Here is a 23,405-nt window from a genome sequence, read left to right as displayed (position 1 = left end):
CGATATTCGTGCCGCGCGGGTGGCCCCCTCGTCGTCGATGCCCGTCCCGGGCCCCGATCAGCTCAGCACGCCCGCCTCACGCGCCTCCCGCAGCCACTCCGGGAACTCCACCATCAGCTGCCCGTACAGCTCCGCGTCCGCCAGCGCGCGCGGGTCCTGACCCGCGTGGAAGAACCCCGCGTTGTCCACCACCCGCTTGTCCGGCACCGCCAGCACATCCAGCTTGCGCAGGAAGTCGAACCCCTTCGCCGCCGGATCCCCGAACCCGACGAACTGCCAGAAGATCGGCAGCCGCGCCGCCTCGCACAGCGCCTTCTCGGCGGCGGCCTTGCTGGTGGGCGCGCCGTCCGTCTGGAAGATCACGAACGCGGGGTCGGTGGCGCCGGACGTCTCGTAGTGGTCGATGACCGCCTTGATCGCGTGGTGGTAGTTGGTACGTCCCATGTGGCCGAGCGAGGAGTGCAGCTCCTCGACGCGGCCGCTGTAGTTCGCCAGGTCGACGTCCGCGGTGCCGTCGATGTCGGTGGAGAAGAACACGACGGGGACGGTGCCGTCGTCGTCGAGGTTCGCGGAGAGGGCGAGGGCCTGCTCGGCGAGGTGCTGGACGGTGCCGTCCTTGTAGTAGTTCCGCATCGACCCCGAGCGGTCCAATACGAGATACACGGCGGCCCGGCGCCCCGCGAGCCCCTTCTGCGCCAGGGCCTCGGCGGCGCTCTTGTACAGGCTGACGAGCCCGGGCGCGCGGGACTCCACGTCGGTGAGGGGGATGGCGGCGCCTCCGTCGTCGGTGGCCTCGGCCTTGACCGTGGGGGTGGTCTCCGGGGCTGCCTCGGCCTTGGCGTCGGCGTCGGCTACGGGCTCGGTCGCGTCAGCCGTTGCGGGGATGGCCTCGTTCGCGTCGGCCGCTACCGCGACCGCCTCGGCGGGCTCGGCTGCGGCTTCCGCTTCTGCCTCGGCCGGAGCGTCGCTCCCGGCCTTCGGCGCGGGGGCGTCGCCAGTGGTGGCCTCGGCGTCCGCCGTAGCCTTGTCCGCTTCAGGCCCGGCCGCCTGCTCGCCGTCGGCTGAGGCGGGCGCGGCGTCCGTTTCGGCGGCGGGCTCCGGGGTTGCTTCGGGCTTGGCAGCCGTCTGGTCGGCCGGAGTGTCGGCGTCGCCGGCGGCAGCCGTCGTGTCGGCAGCGGGCTCGGCCGTGTCGACTGCTGTGGACGTGGTTTCGGCCTCGGCCGGGGCGTCCGTCGCCTCGGCCTCGGCCGTCTGCTGGTCGGTGGCCTCCTGCTCCGGCTCCACTTCGGCGGCGGCCGTCGTGTCGGCAACGGGCTCGGCTGTGTCGGCTGCCGCGGAGGCGGTTTCGGCCTTGGCCGGGGTGTCCGTCGCGTCGGCCTCGGCCTTCGGCTCGGTGGCCGGGGCGGTGTCGTCGGCGGCTGCCGGCTCCGGCTCCGTTTCGGCGGCGGCCGTTGCGTCTGCCTTGGTCCGGGCGTCGCTTTCGGCCTTCGGTGCGGGGTCGTCGGCGGTAGTCGTCCCGGCGTCGGCCGTGGCCTTGTCCGCTACCGGCTCGGCCTCGGCCTCGGCGGGCTCGGCTGAGGCTTCCGCCTTCGGCTCGGCCGCCTGCTCGCCGTCAGCTGCGGCGTCTGTTTCGGCGGTGGGCTCCGGGGTCGCTTCGGACTTGGCGGTCGCCGGGTCGGCCGGAGCGTCGGCGTCGCCGGTGGCGGCGTCGGCTACGGGCCCGGGCGTGTCGGCCACCGCGCCAGTGGGTTCCGCTTTGGCGTTGTCGTCGGCCGGTGCGGGGGCGCTCGCCTTCGCTTCGGCCGCAGGCTCGTTGTCGGCCGCCTCGTTCGTGGTCGGCTTCGCGGCCTGGCCCTTCTTCCCTGCCTCCGGCGCGGATTCCAGGATCTCGTCCAGCGTCTTCAGCGGTTCGGTCAGCGAGGGGTGGTGGGCCGCCGCCTCTTCGTCGCCCGTCTGCTGCGGGGCCGTGGTGGACGAAGCGGGGGCCGGGGTCGCCGAGGCGGGCTCGGGCTCAGGCTTGGGCTCGGGCTTGGGCTCAGGCTCGGGGGCAGGCTTGGGCGCGGGGGCGGGCGGCTCCTGGGTGTCCGGGACAACTGCCGCCTCCGGCGCAGCCGAAGCGTCGACCCGCGGCGTGCGGGAGCGTCCGAAAACTTTGCGCAGTAGGTCCCGTATGGCCATGGGAGATACCTCATCACGTGTCGAGTCCGGGGCATGGCGGTACATGTCCGTGGTGCGGAAAGGCTAGCGGGCCGCTCAGCAGTACTCAGCTGCCGATTCCGGTTACCCGCCGTTCACTCCTGATTCAGGCGACGGTCGCCGGTCCGCGGCTCTACGCCCATAGCTTCGCCCCGGATGGGGTCCCGACACCGTGGCGGCGCGGGTTGCGCGCCGGACGGCTCATACGCGAAATCCATGCGTGCAATCCGTACGGAGGGTAAGACGTGCGCAAGTTCCTGCCGCTCATAGGCTCGCACCCGGGCGGTCGTTCCGCGCTCACATGCCGGTACCGCTGTGGTGACGCCTGTTTTCACGAGGTGCCGAACACCAGCGACAACGCCTACATCGGTGACGTCATAGCCGGTGCGCTGTCCCGCCGTTCGGTGCTGCGCGCCGGCGCGGTGGTCTCGGTCGCGGCCGCGGCCGGGGTGACCGCGGTAGGGCGGGCGCCGGAGGCCGCCGCGGCCGACGGGGCGGCCGGCGCCCAGGCTGCGGCCCAGGCCGCGGACAAGGGGGCGGGCAAGGCCGCCCGCGGCCTTCGCTTCTCGCCGGTCGCGCCCAACACCACCGACGCCGTCGTGGTCGCCCAGGGCCACGACCAGAACGTCGTGATCCGCTGGGGCGACCCGATCCTGCGAGGTGCGCCCGCGTTCGACCCGGACAGCCAGTCCGCGAAGGCGCAGGCGGGCCAGTTCGGCTACAACAACGACTACATGGCCGTGCTGGACATCCCGCACGAGCGCGACCGCCAGCTGCTCGTGGTCAACCATGAGTACACCGACGAGGTACTGATGTTCGCCGGGTACGACGCGGCGAACCCGACCCGCGAGCAGGCCGAGATCGCGTGGGCCGCGCACGGCCTGTCCGTGGTGGCGGCGCAGGAGGACCGCAGGCTCGGCAAGCTGACCGCCGTGTCGCGCCACCGCCTGAACCGCCGGATCACCGCGACCACGCCGTTCGAGGTGACGGGCCCGGCCGCGGGCAGCAAGCTGCTGCGGACGTCGGCGGACCCCACGGGGAAGCGGATCCTGGGCACGCTGAACAACTGCGGTGGCGGCATCACCCCGTGGGGCACGGTCCTGTCGGGCGAGGAGAACTTCAACCAGTACTTCGCCAACAGCGGTTCGGTGACCGACCCGACGACCGCCGCCCGCCTCAAGCGCTACGGCCTCGCGGGCGCGGCCACCGAGCGCAAGTGGGAGCGGTTCGACAAGCGCTTCGACGTGGCGCAGGAGCCGAACGAGACCAACCGCTTCGGCTGGGTCATCGAGATCGACCCGTACGACCCGGAGTCGACGCCGCGCAAGCTGACCGCGCTGGGCCGGTTCAAGCACGAGGCCGCCGAGCCCCGGCTGACCGCCGACGGCCGGCCGGTCCTCTACATGGGCGACGACGAGAAGTTCGACTACTTCTACAAGTTCGTCTCGTCCAAGCGCATGATGAAGGGCACCAGCCGGGCCGCGCGCGAGCACAACCGCACGCTGCTCGACGAGGGCACGCTGTACGTCGCCAGGTTCACCGGCGACAGCCCGGCCGCCGAGATCGACGGCACCGGAAAGCTGCCGAAGGACGGCGAGTTCGACGGCTCCGGGGAGTGGATCCCGCTGGCGAGCGGGACGACCTCGTACGTCGAGGGGATGACGGCCGAGGAGGTCTACGTCTTCACGCGGCTGGCCGCCGACAAGGTGGGGGCGACGAAGATGGACCGCCCGGAGGACGTCGAGCCCAGCCCGCGCACGGGCAAGGTGTATGTCGCGCTCACCAACAACAGCGACCGCGGCAAGGAGGGCAAGGCCCCGGCCGACGAGGCGAACCCGCGCAACAGCAACAAGCACGGCCAGATCCTGGAGCTGACCGAGCGCTGGAGCGACCCGGCGGCCCGCCGCTTCAGCTGGCGGCTGTTCCTGGTCTGCGGCGACCCGGCGGACCCGGGCACGTACTTCGGCGGTTTCCCGAAGGACCAGGTCTCCCCGATCTCCTGCCCGGACAACATCACCTTCGACGCGCACGGCAATCTGTGGATCTCCACCGACGGCAACGCGCTGGGCAGCCACGACGGGCTGTTCGGGGTGGCGACGGCCGGCGGCAGGCGCGGTGAGGTCAAGCAGTTCCTGACCGTCCCGACCGGCGCCGAGACCTGTGGGCCGATCGTGCAGGACCGGCGGGTGCTGGTGGCGGTGCAGCACCCGGGCGAGCTCGACGGCGCGAGTGTGGAGAAGCCCGCGTCCACCTGGCCCGACGGCCCGGGCAAGCTGACCCGTCCGTCCGTGATCAGCGTGTGGCGCCGCGACGGCGGGAACATCGGCGTCTGACCGGCCCGAGAATTCTTCGGAATTAAGCGCGGCGGAATTGTCCCCGAGGCCAATTCAGCTGACACACAGATCAGTTGTGGTCTGTTCCGGTCAGTTCTTGTCCGGACGGGAAACCCTGTCCGGAAGGGTCTTGGGGGATAATTCCGCCGCTCGCCGTTGCGGGGCCCGTGGTGCCTGCTGCGCCTGCGGTGAGCAGCGCCCGTACCGGTAAATCCGCGCTTATCCGAAATGAGCCCCGGGTGACTTCCAGTAGCCCCGTGATCAAGCATCGCGGGGCTAAACTCGTGAGTCCATAAATCGGGCAGAGTTGGGAAGCGAGAGGATTCATGGCCACACCCGGGCCGCTCGGACCACCGACGGCCAACGGGCGAAGCAGGCTGCTGCAGAGCCCACTCGCCCTCATGGACACCACGATGGACCAGCTCCGCACGTTGATCGTGGTCCATGAGACAGGTACCGCGCTGGGCGCCGCACGGGTGCTCGGCCGGGAACAGTCGAGCGTGCAAAAGCAGCTGGACACGATGAACCGCAACTTCCGGGATCTGTGCGGCGAACCGCTCGTCCTCAAGCAGGGCCGCGGCAAGGATGTGCTGTTTACCGGCACCGGCGAGGCCCTGGTCGAATTGGCGCGCGGCACGCTCGGCGACTGGCTGGAGGGCATCCACGAATCCCGTCGCCGCCTCGGCAAAACCCTGATGGTGGGCACCACACGCTTCACGCTCGGCTATCTCGCGGGGGCCGGCGAGCGGGTGGCCGAGGAGTTCGAGCGGCGCGGCATCGAGCTGAAGGTCGGGCATGTCCGCACCCGGGACGTGCTGGGCAAGCTGCGCGCCAAGGACGTGGACCTGGTCTGCGGCAGTGTGGTGACCAGCCCCCAGGTGAACGTCGCCGACAACGAGCTCGACGCGTTCGATGTGATGGAGTGGCGCCGCAGCGGGGTGTCGCTGCTGACGAACCTGCCGTATTCCCGGCTGCCCGGCCCGACCGTCGAGAGCAGCGAGCTGCGCACGCTTCCGCTCGTCGTCTCGGCCAGCGGGCTGATGGCGGGGGTGCTGCACACCTGGTTCGGCGCCGACTACCGCAACAAGCTGCACATCGCGGCCGAGATCGACACCGTCACCTACGGCTTCGAGCTGCTGCGCTCGGGCCTGTTGCGCGGCTGCATGCTGGTCACGAAGGGCGTCGCCGAGGCAGCCGGGGACCCGCGGGTCGCGTACGGGCGCGGGATGCGGGCCGTCGAGCTGGTCAACGACACCGGGCCGCGGCTCGAGGTGCTGCTCGGCGCCTTCACCCGCCGTGGGGAGCGCGCCCACTACGACCCGGGCCATCCGCTCAATCTGCTGTGGGACGCGCTGGCGCTGGAGAACGAGCAGTGGCAGCGGGAGCAGCGCTGGCCGACGGAGGGTCTGGAGCCGGACCCCTTCGAGCTGGCCAACTCCTACAACCCGAGCGAGAGCTGAGCCGCGGGAGTCCGGCCCGCGCGGGGTCAGCGCAGGTCGAGGTCGACCAGCAGCGCCCGGTGGTCGGTGTTCGGCAGGTCGAGGAAGCGGGCGGCGCGGGGGCGTAGCGCCTCGCTGACCAGGACGTGGTCGATCTGGGCGCCCAGCGCCGGGGCCGTCAGACTCGGCCAGCTGGGCGTCCGCGACATGCCGACCGCCCGCGCGCTGTCCCGCATCCCCGTGTCGAGGAGGGACCGGAAGGCGGCGTGGTCCTGAGTGGCGTTGAAGTCCCCGGCGATCAGGGTGGTTTCGTCGCCCCGGTCGGCGGCGTACGCGCGCAGCCGCCCCAGCTCGGTGCGCCAGACGTCGAGCTGGCCCGGCATCGGCGGCATCGGGTGGGCCACCTGCACATGGACGCGCCGCCCGGCGATCCGTACGACGGCCCCCGGCATGGCCAGCTTGCCGGACACCCCGGCCTCGGGGGTGAGCGGGTAGGTGCTGAGGATCGCCGAGCCGTGTGCGGCGTCGCCGTCGACCGTGACGACCTTCCGGTACGGGTAGGTCTCGCGCATGGCCGCCGAGTCGAGCGCCGCCCCGCAGCGGGTGTCGCACTCCTGGACCGAGACGAGGTCGGGCTCCTCCCGCCGTACCGCGTCGACCAGCCCCTTCGTCGCCCCGCCGAACTCCAGGTTGGCGGTGAGCACGCGCAGCCGCGCCACCACCGGGCCGCGCGACTCGGGTTCCGGGCCGGCGGCGGAGGCGGCGTCGTAAGGCTGGATGAACCAGCCGGTCACCGCGGCCGCGGCCAGCGCCCACGCGCACCCCAGCGGCCAGCGGGCCGCCACCGCGAGCACCAGGCCGAGCAGCGCGGGGACCAGCAGCCAGGGCAGGAAGGCCAGCAGCTGGGGCACGGGCGTGATCCCGTCGCTGTCCGCGGCCCGGCAGCCCAGCACCACGCTGACCACGGCCAGCGGCAGCGCCGCGCACCAGGCGGCCACCTGCCGGGCCCGGCCGCGCGGGGGCCGTGCGAAGCGGCGTACGGGCCGTATCAAGCGGCGTACGGGGTGGACGGGCTCGGCGGCCCGGTCCTCCCCGACTGTCGTCGTCTGCACGCTGGCCTCTCTGATGTCCGTGGCTCGGTGCCTCATTCTCCCGCGAGCCGCTCGTGAGCGCGGTCGCCCCGCGGGGCGAAGGTCACTGATGGTGCGGCCGTCCTTACTGTGTGAGCATTGACACGTCGTCAGGTCCGCTGGCATGTGCCAAAATTCCTCCTCATGGCAGTGGTTGAGCAGACGGTCGCACCGGAGCGCCTCCTGGCGGTCGAGCAGGCGATCGACGCGTTCGCCGAGGGCGGCTTCGTCATCGTCCACGACGAGATGGCCAAGGCGCACAGGGGCGTCCTGCTGCTCGCCGCCGAGCACACGCACGAGGGCGCGCTGAAGCAGCTGCTGGACCACACCTCCGGCATGGTCTGTGTGGCCTTGCCGCACGAGCGCGCCGACCGGCTGCGGCTTCAGCCGTTGGTGGCGGACGAGGGGCACACCACGCTGCTCAGCAACGCCTTCACCATCCCCGTCGACCTGCTGGGGCCCACCACCACGGGCCTGTCCGCGGCGGACCGCTCGCGCACCGTCCAGGCGCTGGCCGATCCCCAGACCACCCCCGACCAGCTGGGGCGCCCGGGGCATGTCTTCCCGGTGTGCGCGGTGCCGGGCGGGGTGCTGGAGCGGCAGGGCCACGCCGAGGCGGCCGTCGATCTGTCGCGGCTGGCGGGGCTTTCCGGGGTGACCACGATCTGCGCGGTCGTCACGCCGGACTGGGAGCTGGCGGGCTACGAGGACCTCAGCCGGCTCGCGGCCAGCAGGCTGCTGCCGCTGATCTCGGTGGCCGACCTGGTGGCGTACCGGCTGGCCCGCAAGGCTCTGGGTCGCTAGGTACCTGGGTCGCTGGGCTCGGGGTCGGCTCCGTACGGTCCTCACTCACCGCGCAGTGCCAGCACCGTCTCGACCGTGTCCGCCTCCGCCGCCGGCTTGTCCTCGCGGTAGCGCAGCACCCGCGCGAAGCGCAGCGTCACCCCCGCCGGATAGCGGGAGGACCGCTGCAGCGAGTCGAAGGCGACCTCCACGACCAGTTCGGGACGGACCCGCACCACCCATCCGTCGTCGCTGACGGCCAGCCGCAGCAGCGCCTCCGTCTGCCAGCCGAGCAGCTCGTCGGTCAGGCCCTTGAAGGTCTTGCCGAGCATGGCGAAGGTGCCGTCCGGGCGGCGGGCGCCCAGGTGGAGGTTGGACAGCTTGCCCGTGCGGCGGCCGTGGCCCCATTCGGCGGCCAGCACGACCAGGTCGAGCGTGTGCACCGGCTTGACCTTGAGCCAGCACGCGCCGCGTCGGCCCGCGCTGTACGGGGCGTCGAGGGACTTGGCCATGACTCCCTCGTGCCCGCGGGCCAGCACATCGGCGGCGAACTCCCGCGCCGCCCGCCGGGTCGCCTCGTCCCGCGGCTCCTCGGCCACCAGCCTGCGGACCCGCCGGGGGGCGGGCGCCACCCGGGCCAGTTCGGCGTGGCGGTCGCGGGCGGGCAGGTCGAGCAGGTCCCGGTCGTCGACGGCGAGCAGGTCGAAGAAGACGGGGTACAGCGGCAGCGAGGCGCTCGCCCCGGCCACGCCCCGCCGCATGCCGACCCGGCCGGAGACCTCCTGGAACGGCCGGGGCCGGCCGTCGGCGTCCAGGGCGATCACCTCGCCGTCGAGGACCGCCCGCGCCGCCGCCAGCTCGCGGGCGGCCGCGACCACCTCCGGCAGCCGGTCGGTGATCTCGTCGAGGGTGCGGGTGTAGACGCGTACGGTCTCTCCGTCCCGGTGCACCTGCACCCGGATGCCGTCCAGCTTCTCCTCGACCGCGCAGGGGCCGAGCCGGTCCATGGCCTCGTCCAGGTCGCGCGCGCTGTGGGCGAGCATCGGCAGCACCGGCCGCCCCACCACCAGCCCGAACTCGGACAGCGCCGGCGGCCCGTTCTCGAGCAGCGCCTGGGCGACCGCGCCCAGCGAGCCGCCCAGCATCACCGCGCGGCGCACCTCGGCGGGGGGCGCGCCGACCGCGGCCGAGAGCCCCTCGACGGCGAGTGCGTCCAGCGCGCCCTGGCGCAGCTCCCCGCCGATCAGCCCGTGCAGAAAGCGCTGCTCGTCCTCGGTGGCGGCGGACATCAGCCTGGCGACCAGCCGTTTGCGCTCGGTGGTGGCGCCGGTGCCGGAGACGGCCGCGACCCGGTCCAGGGCCTGGTGGACGTCGAGCACCCCGAGGCGGGGCCCGGTGGCCGGTTCGGGGCGTACCCGCAGGCCGGCCCAGCCCACCCCGATGCGGCGTTGCGGCAGCCTGCCCGCGAGGTAGGTGATCACCACGGGGGCCTCGGCGGGCTCCACCCGGCTGAGCAGCCGGGCCAGGGCCGCGATCTTCTCCGAGCGGGCGGGGGTGGCCGCGACCTCGCGGGAGGTACGGGCGACTTCGACCAGCAGCATGGCTTCAGCCTCGCCCTTCCCGCGCGCCCGCGCACCCCGGCCGCGTGCGGTAACCGGGACGCCGCCATACATTGGGGGTGAGCCGGCCGCTCGGACGCGGTGGGGTGCCTCGAGCGGGCTGGGCGTGGCAGGGCACGGAGCAGGGAGCGGGCCACGGGACGGCAGATCGACTATGAAGCGCTCTTCGAGGCCACTCCGACTCCGAATCTGGTGGTGGGTCCCGATCTGGTGATCGTCGCGGTCAATCAGGCGTATCTGAAAGCCACCCGGACCAGGCGGGAGGATCTGCTCGGCCGCCATATCTTCGACGCCTTCCCCGACAACCCGGCGGATCCGCACGCCACCGGGACCCGCAATCTGGGCGCCTCCCTGGAACGGGTCCTGGCGACCGGCAAGCGGGACAGCATGGCACTCCAGAAGTACGACATCCCGGTCCCCGGCGGCGAAAGCGGGGCCGGGAAGGGCGGGGAAAACGGGGCCGGGAAGGGCGGGGGAAGCGGGGCGGCCGGGAAGAGGGACGAGGGGCGGTTCGAGGAGCGGTACTGGAGCCCGATCAACACCCCGGTCCTCGGCCCGGACGGCTCGGTGCAGATGATCATCCACCGGGTGGAGGACGTGACGGACTTCGTCCGGGGGCGGGCGCGGCTGCCGCTCACGCGCACCGCGGAGATGGACGCCGACCTCCGCACCCGGGCGCAGGAGCTGCAGGAGCTGAACGAGCGGCTGCGGGAGGCGCACGCCCAGGAGCGGACGACGGCGCTGGCCCTCCAGCAGGCCATGCTGCCCGCGGTCGTCCCCGGGCTGCATCTGCATGTGGCCGTCCGCTACCGGCCCGCCGTCGGCTCGCTCAATGTGTGCGGCGACTGGTACGAGGTGTTCGAGCTGGCCGACGGCCGGATCGCGGCGGCGGTGGGCGATGTGGTGGGTCAGGGGCTGGAGGCCGCCTGCGTGATGGGGCAGCTGCGCAGCGCGCTGAGCGCGGCGATCCGGGTCGTGGGCGGGTCCGCCAAGGCGCTGGAGGCGCTCGGTCTGTACTCGCGCTCCATCGAGGGGGCGCTGGCCGCGACCGCCGTGCAGGCCGTCATCGACCGGTCCGCGCGGACCATCGTCTACAGCTGCGCCGGCCATCCGCCGCCGCTGCTGCTGCGGGCCGACCGACGTGTCGTACGGCTCGACCAGGCCACCGACCCGCCGCTGGGAGCCCGCCCGAAGCATGTGGACCGGCCCGAGGCCACCCTCCCGTACACCCCGGGCGGCACTCTGGTGCTGTACACCGACGGGCTCATCGAGCGCCGGGGCGAGGACATCGACGCGGGGCTCGACCGGCTCGCCGACAGCCTGTCCCGGCATGGGGACCTGGAGCCCGAGCCGCTGGCCGACGCGCTGCTGGTGGACCTCGGCGTCATGGGCGGGACCGTCGCCGACGACACGGCGCTGGTGGTCATCGGTTTGTGACCTGCGGGCCCTGTCCCTGCGCCGGGCCCTGAGCCTGCCCCTGCGACCGTCCCTGCGCCTGCGCCTGCCCCGGTCCCTGCGATCGTTCGGCCATCCCCGGGCCCGCGCACAGCGCCCAGATGACGAGGGCGTCCAGGATGAGCAGCGTGACGGCCCAGACCGGGTAGTAGGGCAGCCACAGGAAGTTGGCGATCAGGCTCAGCCCCGCCAGCACCACACCGGTCACCCGGGCCCACATGGCACCGGTGAACAGGGCCGCGCCCGCGACCACGGCGAGGGCGCCGACGATCGCGTGGACCCAGCCCCACCCGGTGAGGTCGAACGCGAAGGCGTAGTGCCCCGTGACCAGGAACACCTGGTCGTTGCGTATGGCCGCGATCCCCTGGCTGAGGGCCATGAGCCCCGCGAAGATCATCATGACGGCCGCGAAGACGATCCATCCGCTCGCCGCCGCCCGCTGGTACGGACTCGGGGCGGGCTGCGCCTGAACTCCACCGACGTGACTGGCCATGGCGGGCTCCTTCGTCCCTGCCGATCCGACGCTCCGGACAGCTATCGAATTGCGGCTTTTGGGGTAATTCTTCCCTTTTTAGGTTTACATAGACGCCCAAGGTCGGCACCTGCGGACGCGGGGTGGCTCGCCTTCCGGGAAGACGCGGTGTAGATGTAGGTGTATGGCCCGGTTTAAGGGTCGATCGTGGGTACTGGCTGCCCGTACGTTCCCCGGTCGGCGCCCACGGAGTCGGCGGCGTGAGCGCCCAGCGGCGGCGGAGCGGCGCCCTGGCGCCTGGCTGAGTACGCGCAGCGTCGCCGGCCAGGTTTTTCTGCTGCAGCTGGTCATCGTGCTGCTGCTGATCGCCGCCGCGTCCACCGCTCTCGTCCTGCAGATCCGGCACGACGCCACCAACGAGGCCCGCCACCGCTCGCTCGCCGTCGCCGAGACCTTCGCCGAGTCACCGGGCATCGCACCCGCGTTGCGCTCCCCCAATCCCACCGCGGAGCTCCAGCCGCGGGCCGAAGCGGCGCGCAAGGACGCCGGGGTCGACTTCGTCGTGGTCCTGAACACGAAGGGGGTCCGCTACACCCACCCCGACACCTCGCGGATCGGCCACCACTTCCTCGGGAGCTACCGCGCCGCCCTCAAAGGCCGCACCATCATCGAGACGTTCACCGGCACGCTCGGCCCCTCCGTACGGGCCGTCGTGCCCGTCACCGACCGGGGCCGGGTCATCGGCCTGGTGTCCTCCGGGATCACGGTCAGCACGGTGAGCGGCCTGGCCGACCGCCAGATGCCGATCCTCGCCGGTGCGGCCGGCGCCTCCCTCGTCCTGGCCATCGGCGGCACGGCGTTGGTCGGCAGGCGGCTGCGGCGGCAGACCCACGGCCTGGACCCGGCCGACATGACCCGGATGTACGAGCACCACGACGCGGTGCTGCACTCCGTGCGGGAAGGCGTGCTGATCGTCGACGGCGACGGCCGGCTGATGCTGGCCAACGACGAGGCGCGCCGCCTGCTGGACCTGCCCGAGTATCCCGAGGGCCGGGCCGTCACCGAGCTCGGCCTGGAGCCGCACCTGGCCCAGGCGCTGGCGTCGGGCCAGGTGGTCTCCGACGAGGTGCTGGTGGCCGGGGACCGGCTGCTGGCGGTGAACAACCGCCTCACGGACCGGGACGGCGGCCCGCCCGGCAGCGTGGCGACCCTGCGGGACTCCACCGAGCTGCGCGCCCTGTCGGGGCGGGCGGAGGTGGCGCAGAAGCACCTCAAGCTGCTGTACGACGCCAGCGTGGAGATCGGCACCACGCTCGACGTCCGCCGGACCGCCGAGGAGCTGGCCCAGGTCGCGGTGGGGCGGTTCGCCGACTTCGTCACGGTCGACCTGGCGGGGCCCGTGCTGCGCGGCGAGGAGCCGCTGGCGGTGGGCGGCGTCGAGATTTGCCGCGCGGCGGTCCGGGGTATCAGCGACGACCACCCCTTCTACCCGGAGGACACCCGCTTCTCGTTCGTCTCCTCCACCCCGCAGGCCTGGGGCTATGGCAGCGGACAGGCGGTGGTCGAGCCGGACCTGAGGGAGGCCGACGGATGGCGGGCCCAGGACCTGGAACAGACCGGCCTGGTCGTCGACTACGGCGTCCGGTCGCTGGTGACGGTGCCGCTGCGGGCCCGGGGCGTCATGCTGGGGATGGTCAGCTTCTGGCGCATGGAGAAGAACGCCCCCTTCGAGGACGACGAGATCTCCCTCGCCGAGGAGCTGGCCTCCCACGCCGCCGTCTGCATCGACAACGCCCGGCGGTACACGCGCGAGCACACCATGGCGGTGACGCTGCAACACAGCCTGCTGCCCCGCGCCCTGCCCGAGCAGAGCGCGCTGGATGTGGCGTACCGCTATCTGCCGGCGGAGTCCGGGGTGGGTGGTGACTGGTTCGATGTGATCCCGCTGCCGGGGGCGCGGGTGGCGCTGGTGGTGGGCGATGTGGTGGGGCACGGGCTGCACGCCGCGGCCACGATGGGGCGGCTGCGCACGGCCGTGCACAATTTCTCCACGCTCGATCTGCCGCCCGACGAGATCCTCTCCCACCTGGACGACCTGGTCGCCCGGATCGACCAGGCCGAGGGCGCATTCGGCCTGGACGGGGCCGAGGGCGGCGGTGCGGGGATCACCGGCGCCACCTGTCTGTACGCGATCTACGACCCGGTGACCCGGCGCTGCGCGATGGCCCGGGCCGGACATCCGCCGCCCGCGGTGGTCGCCCCCGACGGCTCGGTGGAGTTCGTCGATCTGCCGGCCGGGCCGCCGCTGGGCCTGGGCGGCCTGCCCTTCGAGACGGCCGAGCTGGAGCTGGCCGAGGGCGGCCAGCTGGTGCTGTACACCGACGGGCTCATCGAGGACCGCAGCCGGGAGATCGACGTCGGGCTCGAGCTGCTGCGCGACGCCCTCGCCCACCCCGGCCGTACGCCGGACCAGACCTGCGCGGACGTGCTGGACGCCGTGCTGCCCGCACGCCCCACCGACGACATCGCGCTGATCGTGGCCCGCACCCGGGTGCTGGGCGCCGACCGGGTGGCGAGCTGGGACGTCCCCTGCGACCCGGCGGCGGTGGCCGAGGTACGGGCCGCGGTCGTCCCGCGGCTGGTGGAGTGGGGCCTGGAGGACATGGCCTTCACCGCGGAGCTGGTGCTCAGCGAACTGATCACTAATGCCATTCGGTACGCGACCGGGCCGATCCGGGTGCAACTCCTACGCGATCGCAATCTCATCTGCGAGGTGTCCGACACCAGCAGCACCTCGCCGCACCTGCGGTACGCGGCGACGACGGACGAGGGAGGCCGCGGGCTGTTCCTGGTCGCGCAGTTCGCGGAGCGCTGGGGCACCCGCTACACGGCCGAGGGCAAGGTCATCTGGGCGGAGCTGGCGCTGCCCTGACGGCCCAAGGGGGCCGCCCCTTTTTTGCGGCGGTTCGCCTCCGGGGCGCCTCAGCCACTGTCGACGGTCGACCGTGCTCGGCCCCTCGTACCTCGGGGCCTGCGCGCGCTCTCCCTTTCGACAGCGGCGCGCCCCTTCGGCTCACCGCCGTCAGCCCGACTCCGGGGCGAACCGCTCCACCAGGAGGTCCAGCCGGTCCCCGTGGTGCACGGCCGGCATCCGCGCGCCGTGCACCAGGACGGCGATGCCGTGCAGCGGGCCCCAGAACACCTCTGCGTACAGCCCCTCGCCGTCCCGCGGCCCGACCACGGCCACGATCTCGCCGAAGGCGGCGCGCAGCGCGGAGGGCGTCTCGCTGCCGGCGAAGGGCAGGTCGGTCGGCATGATGAACATGGCCTCGTACAGCGCGGGCCGGTTGGCGGCGAAGTCGAGGTAGGCGCGGCCCACCGCGCGCAGCGCCTCCTTGGGCGAGATCTCGGCGAACCGGGCCCGCCGCAGCTGGGCGGCGAGGTCGTCGAAGCCCTCGAGGGCCACCGCGCGGACGATGGCGTCCTTGCCCTTGAAATGGCTGTAGAGGACGGACTGGCTGTACTCGACGCGCTCGGCCAGCCGGCGCGTGGTCACCGCGTCCCAGCCTTCGGCCTCGGCCAGCTCGCGGGCGGCCGTGATGATCAGCTGATGGCGTTGTGCTCGTTCGCGTTCGCGACGTTCGGTGGATGACATACCCCAATTCTAGCAACGCTAGACGCTCTAGCGTCGACAGAGAACGCGCCGTGCGGGTGGACGTGCGGGCCGGAACGGCTCATTCTGATGCCCGGTGTTTGACGGGGGTTCAGTGGTCGCCACGCGGGGGTCATGCAGGGTTCGTTTTCCCCGAGCTGACGGAACGTCAAGGTCCGATTGGTGGGCCGGGCCGGTCAAAAGTCTGTGTGCGGTACTACGATGTGCCGCCCATGGCTCGAAACCGCCCTCAACCCTCGATCGCGCCCCTGAGGACCTGAGAGATGTCAGCACATATATCCAGCCAACCCGTCAAAGGGCCCTCCATGACGCGGCAGACCTTGGCCGTACCGCTGCTGGCGGCCGTCGTCGTCGGTGGCGTGGGGGCTTGGGTGACGGCCGAAGTGCCGTCCGAGAGCCGTGCGTCAGTCGGCCTGTTCTGCGCTGTGGTCGCCGTCCTGCTGTGCGTGGCCGCCGCGTTCGCCGCCGCCCGCGCGCAAGCCGTACGGCGGCTCCAAGAGCGCGTGGCGGCCGTGGAGGCCGAGGCCGCGCGGCGCACGATGTTCATGGAGGCCGAGGTCACACGGCGCACGGCGACGATGGAGGCCGAGGCCGCCAGACTCGCCGACGAAACGATTCCACGTGCGGTGCGGCAGCTCCGCGAAGGCGACACGGTGGACACCGTGCTCTCCTCGGTGCCCTCGCCCGCGAGCGGAGCGCACGACCGGATGCTGAAGACGCTGGTGCGGGAAGTGGCCACCGGTGAGCGCATGCGCGCCTCCGCCATGGCGGCCTGCGCCAACGCCGCCGGCCGGGTGCAGGCGCTGGCCACCAGCATGCTCGCCGACCTGCGCGAGATGGAGAACCGGCACGACGAGGCCGTCCTCGGCGACCTGCTGAAGCTCGATCACACCACCGCGCAGGCAGGCCGCATCGCGGACAGCATCGCGGTCCTCACCGGTGCCCGCTCCGGGCGCCGCTGGACCAAACCGATCATCATGGAGAGCGTGCTGCGCGGCGCGGTCGGCCGGATCAGTGCCTATCAGCGGGTCCGGATCCACTCGGCCAGCACCGCCGCGGTCGCCGGCTACGCCGCCGAGGGCGTCATGCACGCCCTCGCTGAACTCATGGACAACGCCGCCACCTTCTCGCCTCCCACGGAGGAGGTGCACGTGTACGTCCAGGAGACGCACACCGGCGTCGTGGTGACGGTCGAGGACGGCGGTCTCGTCATGGGCCCGGCCGCCCTCGCCCGCGCCGAGAAGGCCGTCGCCTCCAACCCCCTGGACCTGACCACGCTCTCCGGCACCCGGCTCGGGCTCGCCGTCGTGGGACAGCTGGCCCGTAAGCACAACCTGACGGTCTCCTTCCGGCCCTCCTCGCGCGGCGGCACCGGCGTGGTCGTCCTGATCCCGCAGCAGCTGATCACCCACGTGAGCCAGAACGCCGCGACCAACCCCGCCCCGGCCGCCCGCTCCGCCGCGGTCCGTCCGGCCGCCCCCCAGGCCGCGAACCGCTCCGGCGCCGTCCCCACCGACACCTCCTCCGCCACCCGGACGGCGGCCCCTGCCCGGCCCGCCCCGGCCGCGCCGGACCCTGCCCCGACCGCGCCGGACCCCGTGCCGGACCCCGCTCCGCAGCCCGCGAGCGGCGAGTCGGCCGGCGGACTGCCCAAACGCCGCCGCGGCGAGACGCTGGCCGCGGCCGCACGGCCCGCCCCCGCCGAGCCGCGTAAGGCGCCCGCCGACCGCCCGCGCCCCGACGCCGCCCGCTTCGGCGCCTTCCGCGAGGCCACCCGCGGCGGCTCCGTCGCCCCCTGCCCCGCGGCCTCGGCCGAGCCGGCCCCACGGGCCGAGGACCAGGCGGCCGAAGCCTCCCCCATCTCCGAGACGTCTCCCGAGAACGACCAGCCGTGACAGAAGGAACCCCGATGAACACCACAGATCGCAGCTTGGACTGGTTGCTGGAGAACCTGCTGAAGAAGACCCCTGGCGCCCGGCACGCGCTGGTGCTCTCCCGGGACGGTCTCAAGCTGTGCCTCACCTCCGACCTGTCCCTCGACCAGGCCGACCAGCTGGCGGCCATCGCCTCGGGTATCCAGAGCCTGGCCCACGGCGCGTCCATCGAGTTCGGCGACGGGAGCGGCGGCGTACGGCAGTCGATGACGGAGTTCCACGGCGGCATCCTGTTCATCGTGGAGGCCGGTGAGGGCGCCCACCTCGCCGTCATCGCGGAGGACGAGGCCGACGTCGGCATCATCGGCCACAACATGAACGAGCTGGTCGAGCAGATCGGCGACCATCTGCGCGCCGCGCCCCGCGTGGCCGCGAGCGGCACCGGCGGTGCCACCGCATGATCCGAGGGGCCGTCGACAGCGAGGATCCGGACCGGCTCTACACCGTCACCGGTGGCCGCAGCCGGGTGGACGAGAGCGTGTTCGACATGGTCACGCTCATCGTCAGCGAGAGCGAACCGACCCCGGGCATGCAGTCGGAGCACGCCAAGATCCTGCGGATGTGCCACCGTCCGCTGGCGGTCGTGGAGATCTCCTCCTACCTGGGGCTGCCGGTCAGCGTGGTGAAGATCCTGCTCTGCGATCTGCTCGACACCGGAAAGATCACCGCTCGCCACCCCCAGGTGGTCCGCTCCGACAGGCAGCTGCCCGAACCCGAGATGCTGAAGAAGGTGCTCGTTGCACTCCAAAACCTCTGATCGACCCGAGGGTGCGCAGCTGAGCGAGAGCGCGCGCGACGGCCTCAAGATCGTGATCGTCGGGGGCTTCGGGGTCGGAAAGACCACCATGGTCCGGTCCGTCAGCGAGATCCGCCCGCTGAGCACCGAGGAGACCATGACCCAGGCGGGCGTCGGGATCGACGACGCGTCGCAGGTGCAGGACAAGACCACCACGACCGTCGCCTTCGACTTCGGCCGCATCAGCCTGGACGAGCAGATGGTGCTCTACCTGTTCGGCGCCCCCGGCCAGGAGCGGTTCTGGTTCCTGTGGGACCGGCTGTTCATGGGCACCCTGGGCGCGGTCGTGCTGGTGGACACCAACCGGCTGTCCGACTCCTGGTACGCCATCGACCGGCTCGAGCACCACGGCACGCCGTTCATCGTGGCGCGCAACAACTTCGGCGATCCGAAGCACACCCTGGAGGAGGTGCGCGCGGCCCTCGACCTGCCGCCCGACATCCCGGTGGTCGACTGCGACGCCCGGCAGCGCGACTCCAGCAAGGCCGTGCTGGTAGAACTCGTCAAGCACCTGTACTCCCTGTCCACCTCCTCCGCCGTCGCCCTGGAGAGCACCGCGTGACCACCCCGGACCCCACGCTCCCGCCCGAGGATCCCTTCGACCCCGCCGAGCCGCCCCTGGACTGGCCGGAGCAGCCGGACGCCGTGCGGCTGGACTCCGAAGACTTCAGGCAGAGCCAGGAAGAGCTCTACCGGCGGCTCCGCCGCGACCACGGCCCCGTCGTACCCGTCCTGCTCGACGGCCAGATCCCCGTATGGATGGTGCTCGGCTACCGCGAACTGGTGCGGGTGACCACCGACCCCAACGTGTTCGCCCGGGACTCGCGCCGCTGGCACTCCTGGGACCGGGTCCCGCCCGACTGGGAGCTGATGACGTTCGTCGGCTACCGGCCCACCATGCTGTTCACCGAGGGCGCCGAGCACGAGCGGCGGGCCGAGGCGATCATCGACAGCATGGAGGCCGTGGACCCGTACGAGCTGCGCGCGATGTGCGAGCGCGTCGCGGACGGTCTGATCGACACCTTCTCGGGCCGCGGCCACGCCGATCTGATCGCCGATTACGCCTGCCAGATCCCGCTGCGCGTGCTGAACCGCATGTACGGCATGGGCGAGGCCGAGTCCGCCGAGCTACAGCAGGTCACGGTCGACCTGGTCAGCGGGAAGGGAGGGCCGGAAGCGCACCAGAACATGGTCGACCGGATGGTGGCGCTGATGGAGCACGCCCGGTCGACCCCGGACCGGAACAACATCGCCACGGTCCTGGTGCACCATCCGGCGGGCCTCACCGACGAAGAGATCATCAACGACCTGCTGGGCAACGTCTACGCGGCCCACCAGCCCACCACCGACCTGATCGGCAACGCGCTCCGGCTGATGCTCACCGACGAGCGGTTCGCGGTCACCATGTCCGGCGGGCGCCGCAGCGTCGGCCAGGCCATCAACGAGGTGCTCTGGGAGGCCACCCCGGTCCCCAACTGGGTCGGCCGCTGGGCCGCCGAGGACACCATGCTCGCCGGGCGCCACATCAGGAAGGGCGACTGCCTGATGCTGGGCCTCGCCGCGGCCAACGCCGACCCCGACGTACGGCCGGACTTCCGGGCCGGCGCGGCGGGCAACCAGGCCCACATGGCGTTCAGCCACGGCACGCACGGCTGCCCCCCGGTCGCCCGCGAGCTGGCCGAGGCCATCGCCATGGCCGCGATCGAGGTCCTGATCGACCGTCTCCCGGACGTGATGCTGACCGTCGCCCCCGACGAACTGGAATGGCGCTCCAAGCTGATGATGCGCGGCGTGTCCGCCATACCGGTCCAGTTCACGCCCACCTCCCGCTGAAAAGGCGCCGTGCGCCGCACGGCCGAGCAGGGCTGGCTCCCCCAGCGGTAGCCGGGGGAGCTTTGGGAGGGACGCCCGGGGGTTTGCCCGAGGGAGCGGGCCGGTTACGACACGGGCTTGGCGCCGCGCTCCTTGAGCATGTCGTTCATCAGCTGGATCTCCGACTGCTGGCTGTCGACCATGCCCTGCGCCAGCCGCTTGACCGTCGGGTCCTTGACCAGCTTGACGGCCCCCTTGGCCATGTCGATCCCGCCCTTGTGGTGGTCGATCATCAGCCGCAGGTACATCACCTCGGCGGCCCGGCCCTTGGCCTTGCGCAACGTGTCCAGCTGGGTGTTGGTGGCCATGCCCGGCATCAGCGACCCGTCGTGCGGCTTGTACGTGCCGTCAGGGCCCATCGAGTCCATGGAGTCCATCGAGCCGTGATCCATGGAGCCGCCCGACTCGCCCGAGGACAGGTCCTTCATCCACGTCATCGGGGGGTCCTCCGAGGTCTTGGAGAGCCCCCACAGGTCCAGCCAACCGAGCATCATCCCGCGCTGGTTGGCCTGGGTGTTGGCGATGTCGTACGCGAGCCGGCGCACATCCTCGTCGCCGGTGGTGTCCCGCACGATGAACGACATCTCCACCGCCTGCTGGTGGTGGATGGCCATGTCCCGGGCGAAACCGGCCTCCGCGGAGGTGTCCGTGGGCTTGGACGGCCCGGTCGTGCCGTCCGAGCGGTCCGCCGTGAGCCACAGGACGCCCACCGCCACCAGCGTCAGCAGGGCGAGGGCGGCGGAGATGCCCGCCACCAGCGGCTGGCGTCCCACACGGCCGGCGTCCGCCACCTGGCCGGTGTCCGTCATTCCGTCTTCCCTCCGGTGCACGCGGCGCCCGGCTCGGGCGTCTGCTTGCCCTGGACGTAGTCCTTGAAGAACGTCGCCACGCGCGGGTCGTCCGCCGAGTCGACCTGTAGCTGAACACCCCACGCGTTGAGCACTATCGGGGCGTCCTGGTCCTGATAGGGGCTCATCAGGGTGTACGGGGTCGCCTTCACCCGCTTCTCGAGGGCGCTGACGTCCTTGGCCCCCGCCTTGTCGGTGTAGGTGACCCACACGGAGCCGTGCTCCAGGGAGTGCACCGCGTTCTCGTTGGTTATCGGCTTGTCGTAGACGTCGCCGTTGCAGTTCTGCCAGACCTGGTTGTGGTTCCCGCCGACCGGCGGCGACATCGCGTACTTGACCGTGCCGTTGACATGGGTCCGGCCGAGGTTCTTCCAGGTCTTCATGCCCTTGAAGGTTCCGGTCTTGACCGTCGTCATCGTCACCGCCTTGGCCTTCTCGTCCTTCTCCTTGGTGGCGTCGATGATGAAGTAGCCGCCGACGACCAGCCCGACGACGATCACCGTGCACGAGACGATCGTGATGATGCGGTAGCGGCGGTCGCGCGCCCGCTCGGCGCGGCGCAACTCCTCGATCTTCTCGCGGCGCGCGGCCGCGCCCTTCGTCTTCGATCCCTTGGAAGCCATGGTTTGTCCTTGTCCTTGCACTGGAGGAATGAGTGATGTGCGGATCCGGATACCGGCGGCCTTAGGTGCGAAGCACTTGGAGCTGGTGGAGGCCGGGGGCGCGGACGGCGTGGTCGGGCGGGGCCCGGGTGGCATCCGTGTCGTGCGGGCGGTCGCGCGGGAGGAGCTCGGCGAGCGCGGGCGGGGGAACGGGCGCGGGCACCAGGCCCTGGCTCACCCCCCGAGGGCCGGCCACGCAGTTGTCGCCGGGGTCCGGGCACGGCCGGGCGAGCGCGGACTTGGCGGGGCGGGGCGTACGGTGCGCCGAGCCGGAGGAGTGTTCCGTGGCGGAGGCGTACTCGGCGGCGGAGGTGTGCTCCGTGGCGGAGGCGTATTCCGTGACGGACGCGTGCTTTATGGCCGGGTGGAGGAACGAGGGCGCCAGCCAGAGCGCGACGGTGAGCAGCGGGACGGCACACCGGAGCACCGAGAGCACGGTGGCTCGCACCGTGCCGCCCGGTATTCGGCTCGCGTCGCGCTGACTACTCATCGCGCCAGATCGTAACCACTGGGCCCGCCGCGGCTGAATGGGCAAAGGCCCGGCGGGGTGCCGGTGCCTTCGCCCATCGCTCACAAGCCGCCGGTCAGCCCTTGCCGAGGAGCTTGTTCATCTGGGTGATCTCCTCGTTCTGGGTCTTGATGATGTCGTCGGCCATCGTCTTGGCGGGGCCGTACGCGCCCTTCTGCTTCTCGGTGCCGGCCATCTCCACCGCGCCCTTGTGGTGCTCGATCATCATCTTCAGGAACGCGGTGTCGAAGGCGGCGCCGGACGCCTTCTTGAGCTCCTCCATGTCCTTGGAGCCCATCATGCCGGGCATGCCCTCGTGCTGTGAGTGGTCCATCCCGGGCATCGCCTCGGGGACGTCCTCGCCCCAGGACTTGAGCCACCCGGACATCGTGCGGATCTCGGGGTCCTGCGCCTTCTTGACGTCGGCGGCCAACTTCTTGACCTGGGCGGAGGAGGCCCGGGTGGCGGCCAGGTCGGCCATCTCCACAGCCTGGCGGTGGTGGGGGATCATCCCCTGCGCGAAGCTCACATCGGCCTTGTTGTGCTTGCCGGACGGGGCGGACGCGCCCGCGCTCGCGGTGGTCTTCGTCGAGTCGTGGCCCGAGTGGCCGCTGCCGCCGTCGTCGTCGCTGCCGCAGGCGGTCAGGGTCAGGGACAGCGCGGCCGTGGCGGCCGCGGCGATCAGCGCCGTACGGCGGGAGAGGGAACGCATGGGGGAACTCCTGAGGAAGTAGGGGGTATTTCTGGACACGCTGGGATCGGCGCCGGACTGCCCCGCCAAAAAAGGGGGGCCGGCGCCGCGAGGACGTGGCGTGTCCTATATCCGCAGGAGTTGGAGTTCGGCCAGGGAGGGCGGCGCGCGCCCGTCGGCCGGGGAAGGTGCCGTGCCGCCGAGCCGGGACACCGCGAGGTCATGGCCGCAGACGGCCACCGGGGTCGACGGGGGCGCGGACAGCGAGGGCCCACTGCCGACCGCGGGTGACGCGCAGGTCGGATCGGCGTGGTGGATGTGCGAGCCGCCGCACATGCCGTCGCAGCCGCTGTGCACGGCGGCGGTGGCTACGACGGTCCCCATGGCGGCGGGGCGCTCATGGGCGCCCGATATCAGACCGCCGGTGGGCCCGAGGGCGTGCATGCCCAGCACCCCGGCCAGCAGCCCGAGCACGAGCAGCGCGCGCCACCGCCACGCGGGCGGCGACGGACGGCACTCGGCAGGGCTCGGCACGGGCCCATGCTACGGGGGCGGATGGGTCAGTCGTGGCGGGGGATGCCGGAGAGCTCGTGGTCCGCGTGGCTCAGAGCCTCGGCGACCAGGCGGGCGAGATGCCCGTCCTCCAGGGCGTAGACGACGCGGCGGCCGTCCTTGCGGGAGGCCACGAGCCCGGCGAGGCGCAGCTTGGCGAGGTGCTGGCTGACGGCCGGGCGGGCGGCGCCGCAGGCGGCGGTCAGGGTGGTCACATCGGCCTCGCCCGCGCTCAGGGTGTGCAGCAGGGCGAGCCGGGTGCGGTCGGCGAGCAGGCCCAGCAGCTCGGCGGCGCGGGCCAGCTGCTCGCTGCTCGGGACTCGCGGGTGCGAACCGTGCGCATCTGATAGGTGCATGCGTGCGCTCATACGCACATAATGAGGGGTGGGCGAGGCCCAAGTCCAGGCACGCCGCGGCCCGCCGCGTACCACCGCCCGCGTCG

At 72.0% G+C, this 23,405-nt stretch carries 21 protein-coding genes; 10 read left to right on the top strand and 11 right to left on the bottom strand.

All coding sequences use genetic code 11. The features are described from left to right. Positions 1 to 57: 57 nt before the first annotated feature. Complete coding sequence (locus tag ACWY4P_RS25780; protein ID WP_456202691.1) at positions 58 to 2,178, bottom strand: VWA domain-containing protein; 2,121 nt, start codon at positions 2,176 to 2,178, stop codon at positions 58 to 60. 263 nt (positions 2,179 to 2,441) lie between these two features. On the opposite strand from ACWY4P_RS25780, the gene ACWY4P_RS25775 reads away from it, so the two are divergent. Next, entirely contained in the window at positions 2,442 to 4,529 is a 2,088-nt protein-coding gene (locus tag ACWY4P_RS25775) for a PhoX family protein (protein ID WP_456202690.1), read from the top strand. Between the two features lie 401 nt (positions 4,530 to 4,930). Beyond that, positions 4,931 to 5,989: a LysR family transcriptional regulator gene (locus tag ACWY4P_RS25770; RefSeq protein ID WP_456202689.1), complete on the top strand. Its 1,059-nt coding sequence runs from the start codon at positions 4,931 to 4,933 to the stop codon at positions 5,987 to 5,989. 26 nt (positions 5,990 to 6,015) lie between these two features. Here the strand turns inward: ACWY4P_RS25770 and ACWY4P_RS25765 are convergent, their stop codons facing one another. Beyond that, a complete protein-coding gene (locus ACWY4P_RS25765) occupies positions 6,016 to 7,080 on the bottom strand; it encodes an endonuclease/exonuclease/phosphatase family protein (RefSeq protein ID WP_456202688.1) in 1,065 nt (354 codons plus the stop codon). Positions 7,081 to 7,242: 162 nt separating this feature from the next. On the opposite strand from ACWY4P_RS25765, the gene ACWY4P_RS25760 reads away from it, so the two are divergent. After that, positions 7,243 to 7,902, top strand: coding sequence for a 3,4-dihydroxy-2-butanone-4-phosphate synthase (locus ACWY4P_RS25760; RefSeq protein WP_456202687.1), 660 nt, complete (start codon positions 7,243 to 7,245; stop codon positions 7,900 to 7,902). A gap of 41 nt (positions 7,903 to 7,943) precedes the next feature. Here ACWY4P_RS25760 and ACWY4P_RS25755 read toward each other — a convergent pair whose 3' ends face one another. After that, the gene (locus tag ACWY4P_RS25755; RefSeq protein WP_456202686.1) at positions 7,944 to 9,482 is read right to left on the bottom strand and encodes an ATP-dependent DNA ligase; all 1,539 of its coding nucleotides are present in this window, start codon (positions 9,480 to 9,482) and stop codon (positions 7,944 to 7,946) included. Positions 9,483 to 9,692: 210 nt separating this feature from the next. On the opposite strand from ACWY4P_RS25755, the gene ACWY4P_RS25750 reads away from it, so the two are divergent. Beyond that, positions 9,693 to 10,937: a PP2C family protein-serine/threonine phosphatase gene (locus ACWY4P_RS25750; RefSeq protein WP_456202685.1), complete on the top strand. Its 1,245-nt coding sequence runs from the start codon at positions 9,693 to 9,695 to the stop codon at positions 10,935 to 10,937. On the opposite strand, the gene ACWY4P_RS25745 is transcribed toward ACWY4P_RS25750, so the two are convergent. Then, complete coding sequence (locus tag ACWY4P_RS25745; RefSeq protein ID WP_456202684.1) at positions 10,924 to 11,448, bottom strand: DUF7144 family membrane protein; 525 nt, start codon at positions 11,446 to 11,448, stop codon at positions 10,924 to 10,926. The genes ACWY4P_RS25750 and ACWY4P_RS25745 overlap by 14 nt on opposite strands. Before the next feature lie 163 nt (positions 11,449 to 11,611). Between ACWY4P_RS25745 and ACWY4P_RS25740 the strand changes: the two genes are divergently transcribed. Further along, positions 11,612 to 14,359, top strand: coding sequence for a SpoIIE family protein phosphatase (locus tag ACWY4P_RS25740; RefSeq protein WP_456202683.1), 2,748 nt, complete (start codon positions 11,612 to 11,614; stop codon positions 14,357 to 14,359). A gap of 150 nt (positions 14,360 to 14,509) precedes the next feature. Here ACWY4P_RS25740 and ACWY4P_RS25735 read toward each other — a convergent pair whose 3' ends face one another. Further along, positions 14,510 to 15,082, bottom strand: a complete 573-nt coding sequence (locus ACWY4P_RS25735) for a TetR/AcrR family transcriptional regulator (RefSeq protein ID WP_456202682.1) — start codon at positions 15,080 to 15,082, stop codon at positions 14,510 to 14,512. 323 nt (positions 15,083 to 15,405) lie between these two features. Between ACWY4P_RS25735 and ACWY4P_RS25730 the strand changes: the two genes are divergently transcribed. From ACWY4P_RS25730 to ACWY4P_RS25710, 5 genes are read left to right on the top strand one after another with little or no spacing between them, the layout of a single operon-like run. Continuing rightward, complete coding sequence (locus tag ACWY4P_RS25730) at positions 15,406 to 16,995, top strand: sensor histidine kinase (protein WP_456202681.1); 1,590 nt, start codon at positions 15,406 to 15,408, stop codon at positions 16,993 to 16,995. Positions 16,996 to 17,009: 14 nt separating this feature from the next. Then, positions 17,010 to 17,435, top strand: coding sequence for a roadblock/LC7 domain-containing protein (locus ACWY4P_RS25725; protein ID WP_456202680.1), 426 nt, complete (start codon positions 17,010 to 17,012; stop codon positions 17,433 to 17,435). Beyond that, entirely contained in the window at positions 17,432 to 17,791 is a 360-nt protein-coding gene (locus ACWY4P_RS25720; protein ID WP_456202679.1) for a DUF742 domain-containing protein, read from the top strand. Before ACWY4P_RS25725 ends, ACWY4P_RS25720 begins: the two co-directional genes overlap by 4 nt. Continuing rightward, a complete protein-coding gene (locus tag ACWY4P_RS25715) occupies positions 17,772 to 18,392 on the top strand; it encodes a GTP-binding protein (RefSeq protein ID WP_456202678.1) in 621 nt (206 codons plus the stop codon). Before ACWY4P_RS25720 ends, ACWY4P_RS25715 begins: the two co-directional genes overlap by 20 nt. Beyond that, positions 18,389 to 19,663: a cytochrome P450 gene (locus ACWY4P_RS25710; protein WP_456202677.1), complete on the top strand. Its 1,275-nt coding sequence runs from the start codon at positions 18,389 to 18,391 to the stop codon at positions 19,661 to 19,663. The genes ACWY4P_RS25715 and ACWY4P_RS25710 overlap by 4 nt, the downstream gene beginning before the upstream one ends. A gap of 104 nt (positions 19,664 to 19,767) precedes the next feature. Here ACWY4P_RS25710 and ACWY4P_RS25705 read toward each other — a convergent pair whose 3' ends face one another. The 6 genes from ACWY4P_RS25705 to ACWY4P_RS25680 form a co-directional block, all read right to left on the bottom strand. Further along, on the bottom strand, positions 19,768 to 20,511 hold the full coding sequence (locus tag ACWY4P_RS25705) for a DUF305 domain-containing protein (RefSeq protein WP_456202676.1): 744 nt from the start codon (positions 20,509 to 20,511) through the stop codon (positions 19,768 to 19,770). Beyond that, positions 20,508 to 21,173 (bottom strand): DUF3105 domain-containing protein, encoded by a 666-nt coding sequence (locus ACWY4P_RS25700; RefSeq protein WP_456202675.1) that lies wholly within the window; start codon positions 21,171 to 21,173, stop codon positions 20,508 to 20,510. Before ACWY4P_RS25700 ends, ACWY4P_RS25705 begins: the two co-directional genes overlap by 4 nt. A gap of 61 nt (positions 21,174 to 21,234) precedes the next feature. After that, positions 21,235 to 21,702 (bottom strand): hypothetical protein, encoded by a 468-nt coding sequence (locus tag ACWY4P_RS25695; RefSeq protein WP_456202674.1) that lies wholly within the window; start codon positions 21,700 to 21,702, stop codon positions 21,235 to 21,237. 94 nt (positions 21,703 to 21,796) lie between these two features. Next, a complete protein-coding gene (locus ACWY4P_RS25690) occupies positions 21,797 to 22,432 on the bottom strand; it encodes a DUF305 domain-containing protein (RefSeq protein WP_456202673.1) in 636 nt (211 codons plus the stop codon). 105 nt (positions 22,433 to 22,537) lie between these two features. Further along, positions 22,538 to 22,945: a DUF6153 family protein gene (locus ACWY4P_RS25685; protein ID WP_456202672.1), complete on the bottom strand. Its 408-nt coding sequence runs from the start codon at positions 22,943 to 22,945 to the stop codon at positions 22,538 to 22,540. Between the two features lie 26 nt (positions 22,946 to 22,971). After that, entirely contained in the window at positions 22,972 to 23,331 is a 360-nt protein-coding gene (locus tag ACWY4P_RS25680; RefSeq protein ID WP_456202671.1) for an ArsR/SmtB family transcription factor, read from the bottom strand. Positions 23,332 to 23,405: the final 74 nt, after the last annotated feature.

This window comes from Streptomyces sp. LZ34, from assembly GCF_053890475.1.
This window is presented reverse-complemented; position numbering and strand designations above follow the sequence as displayed.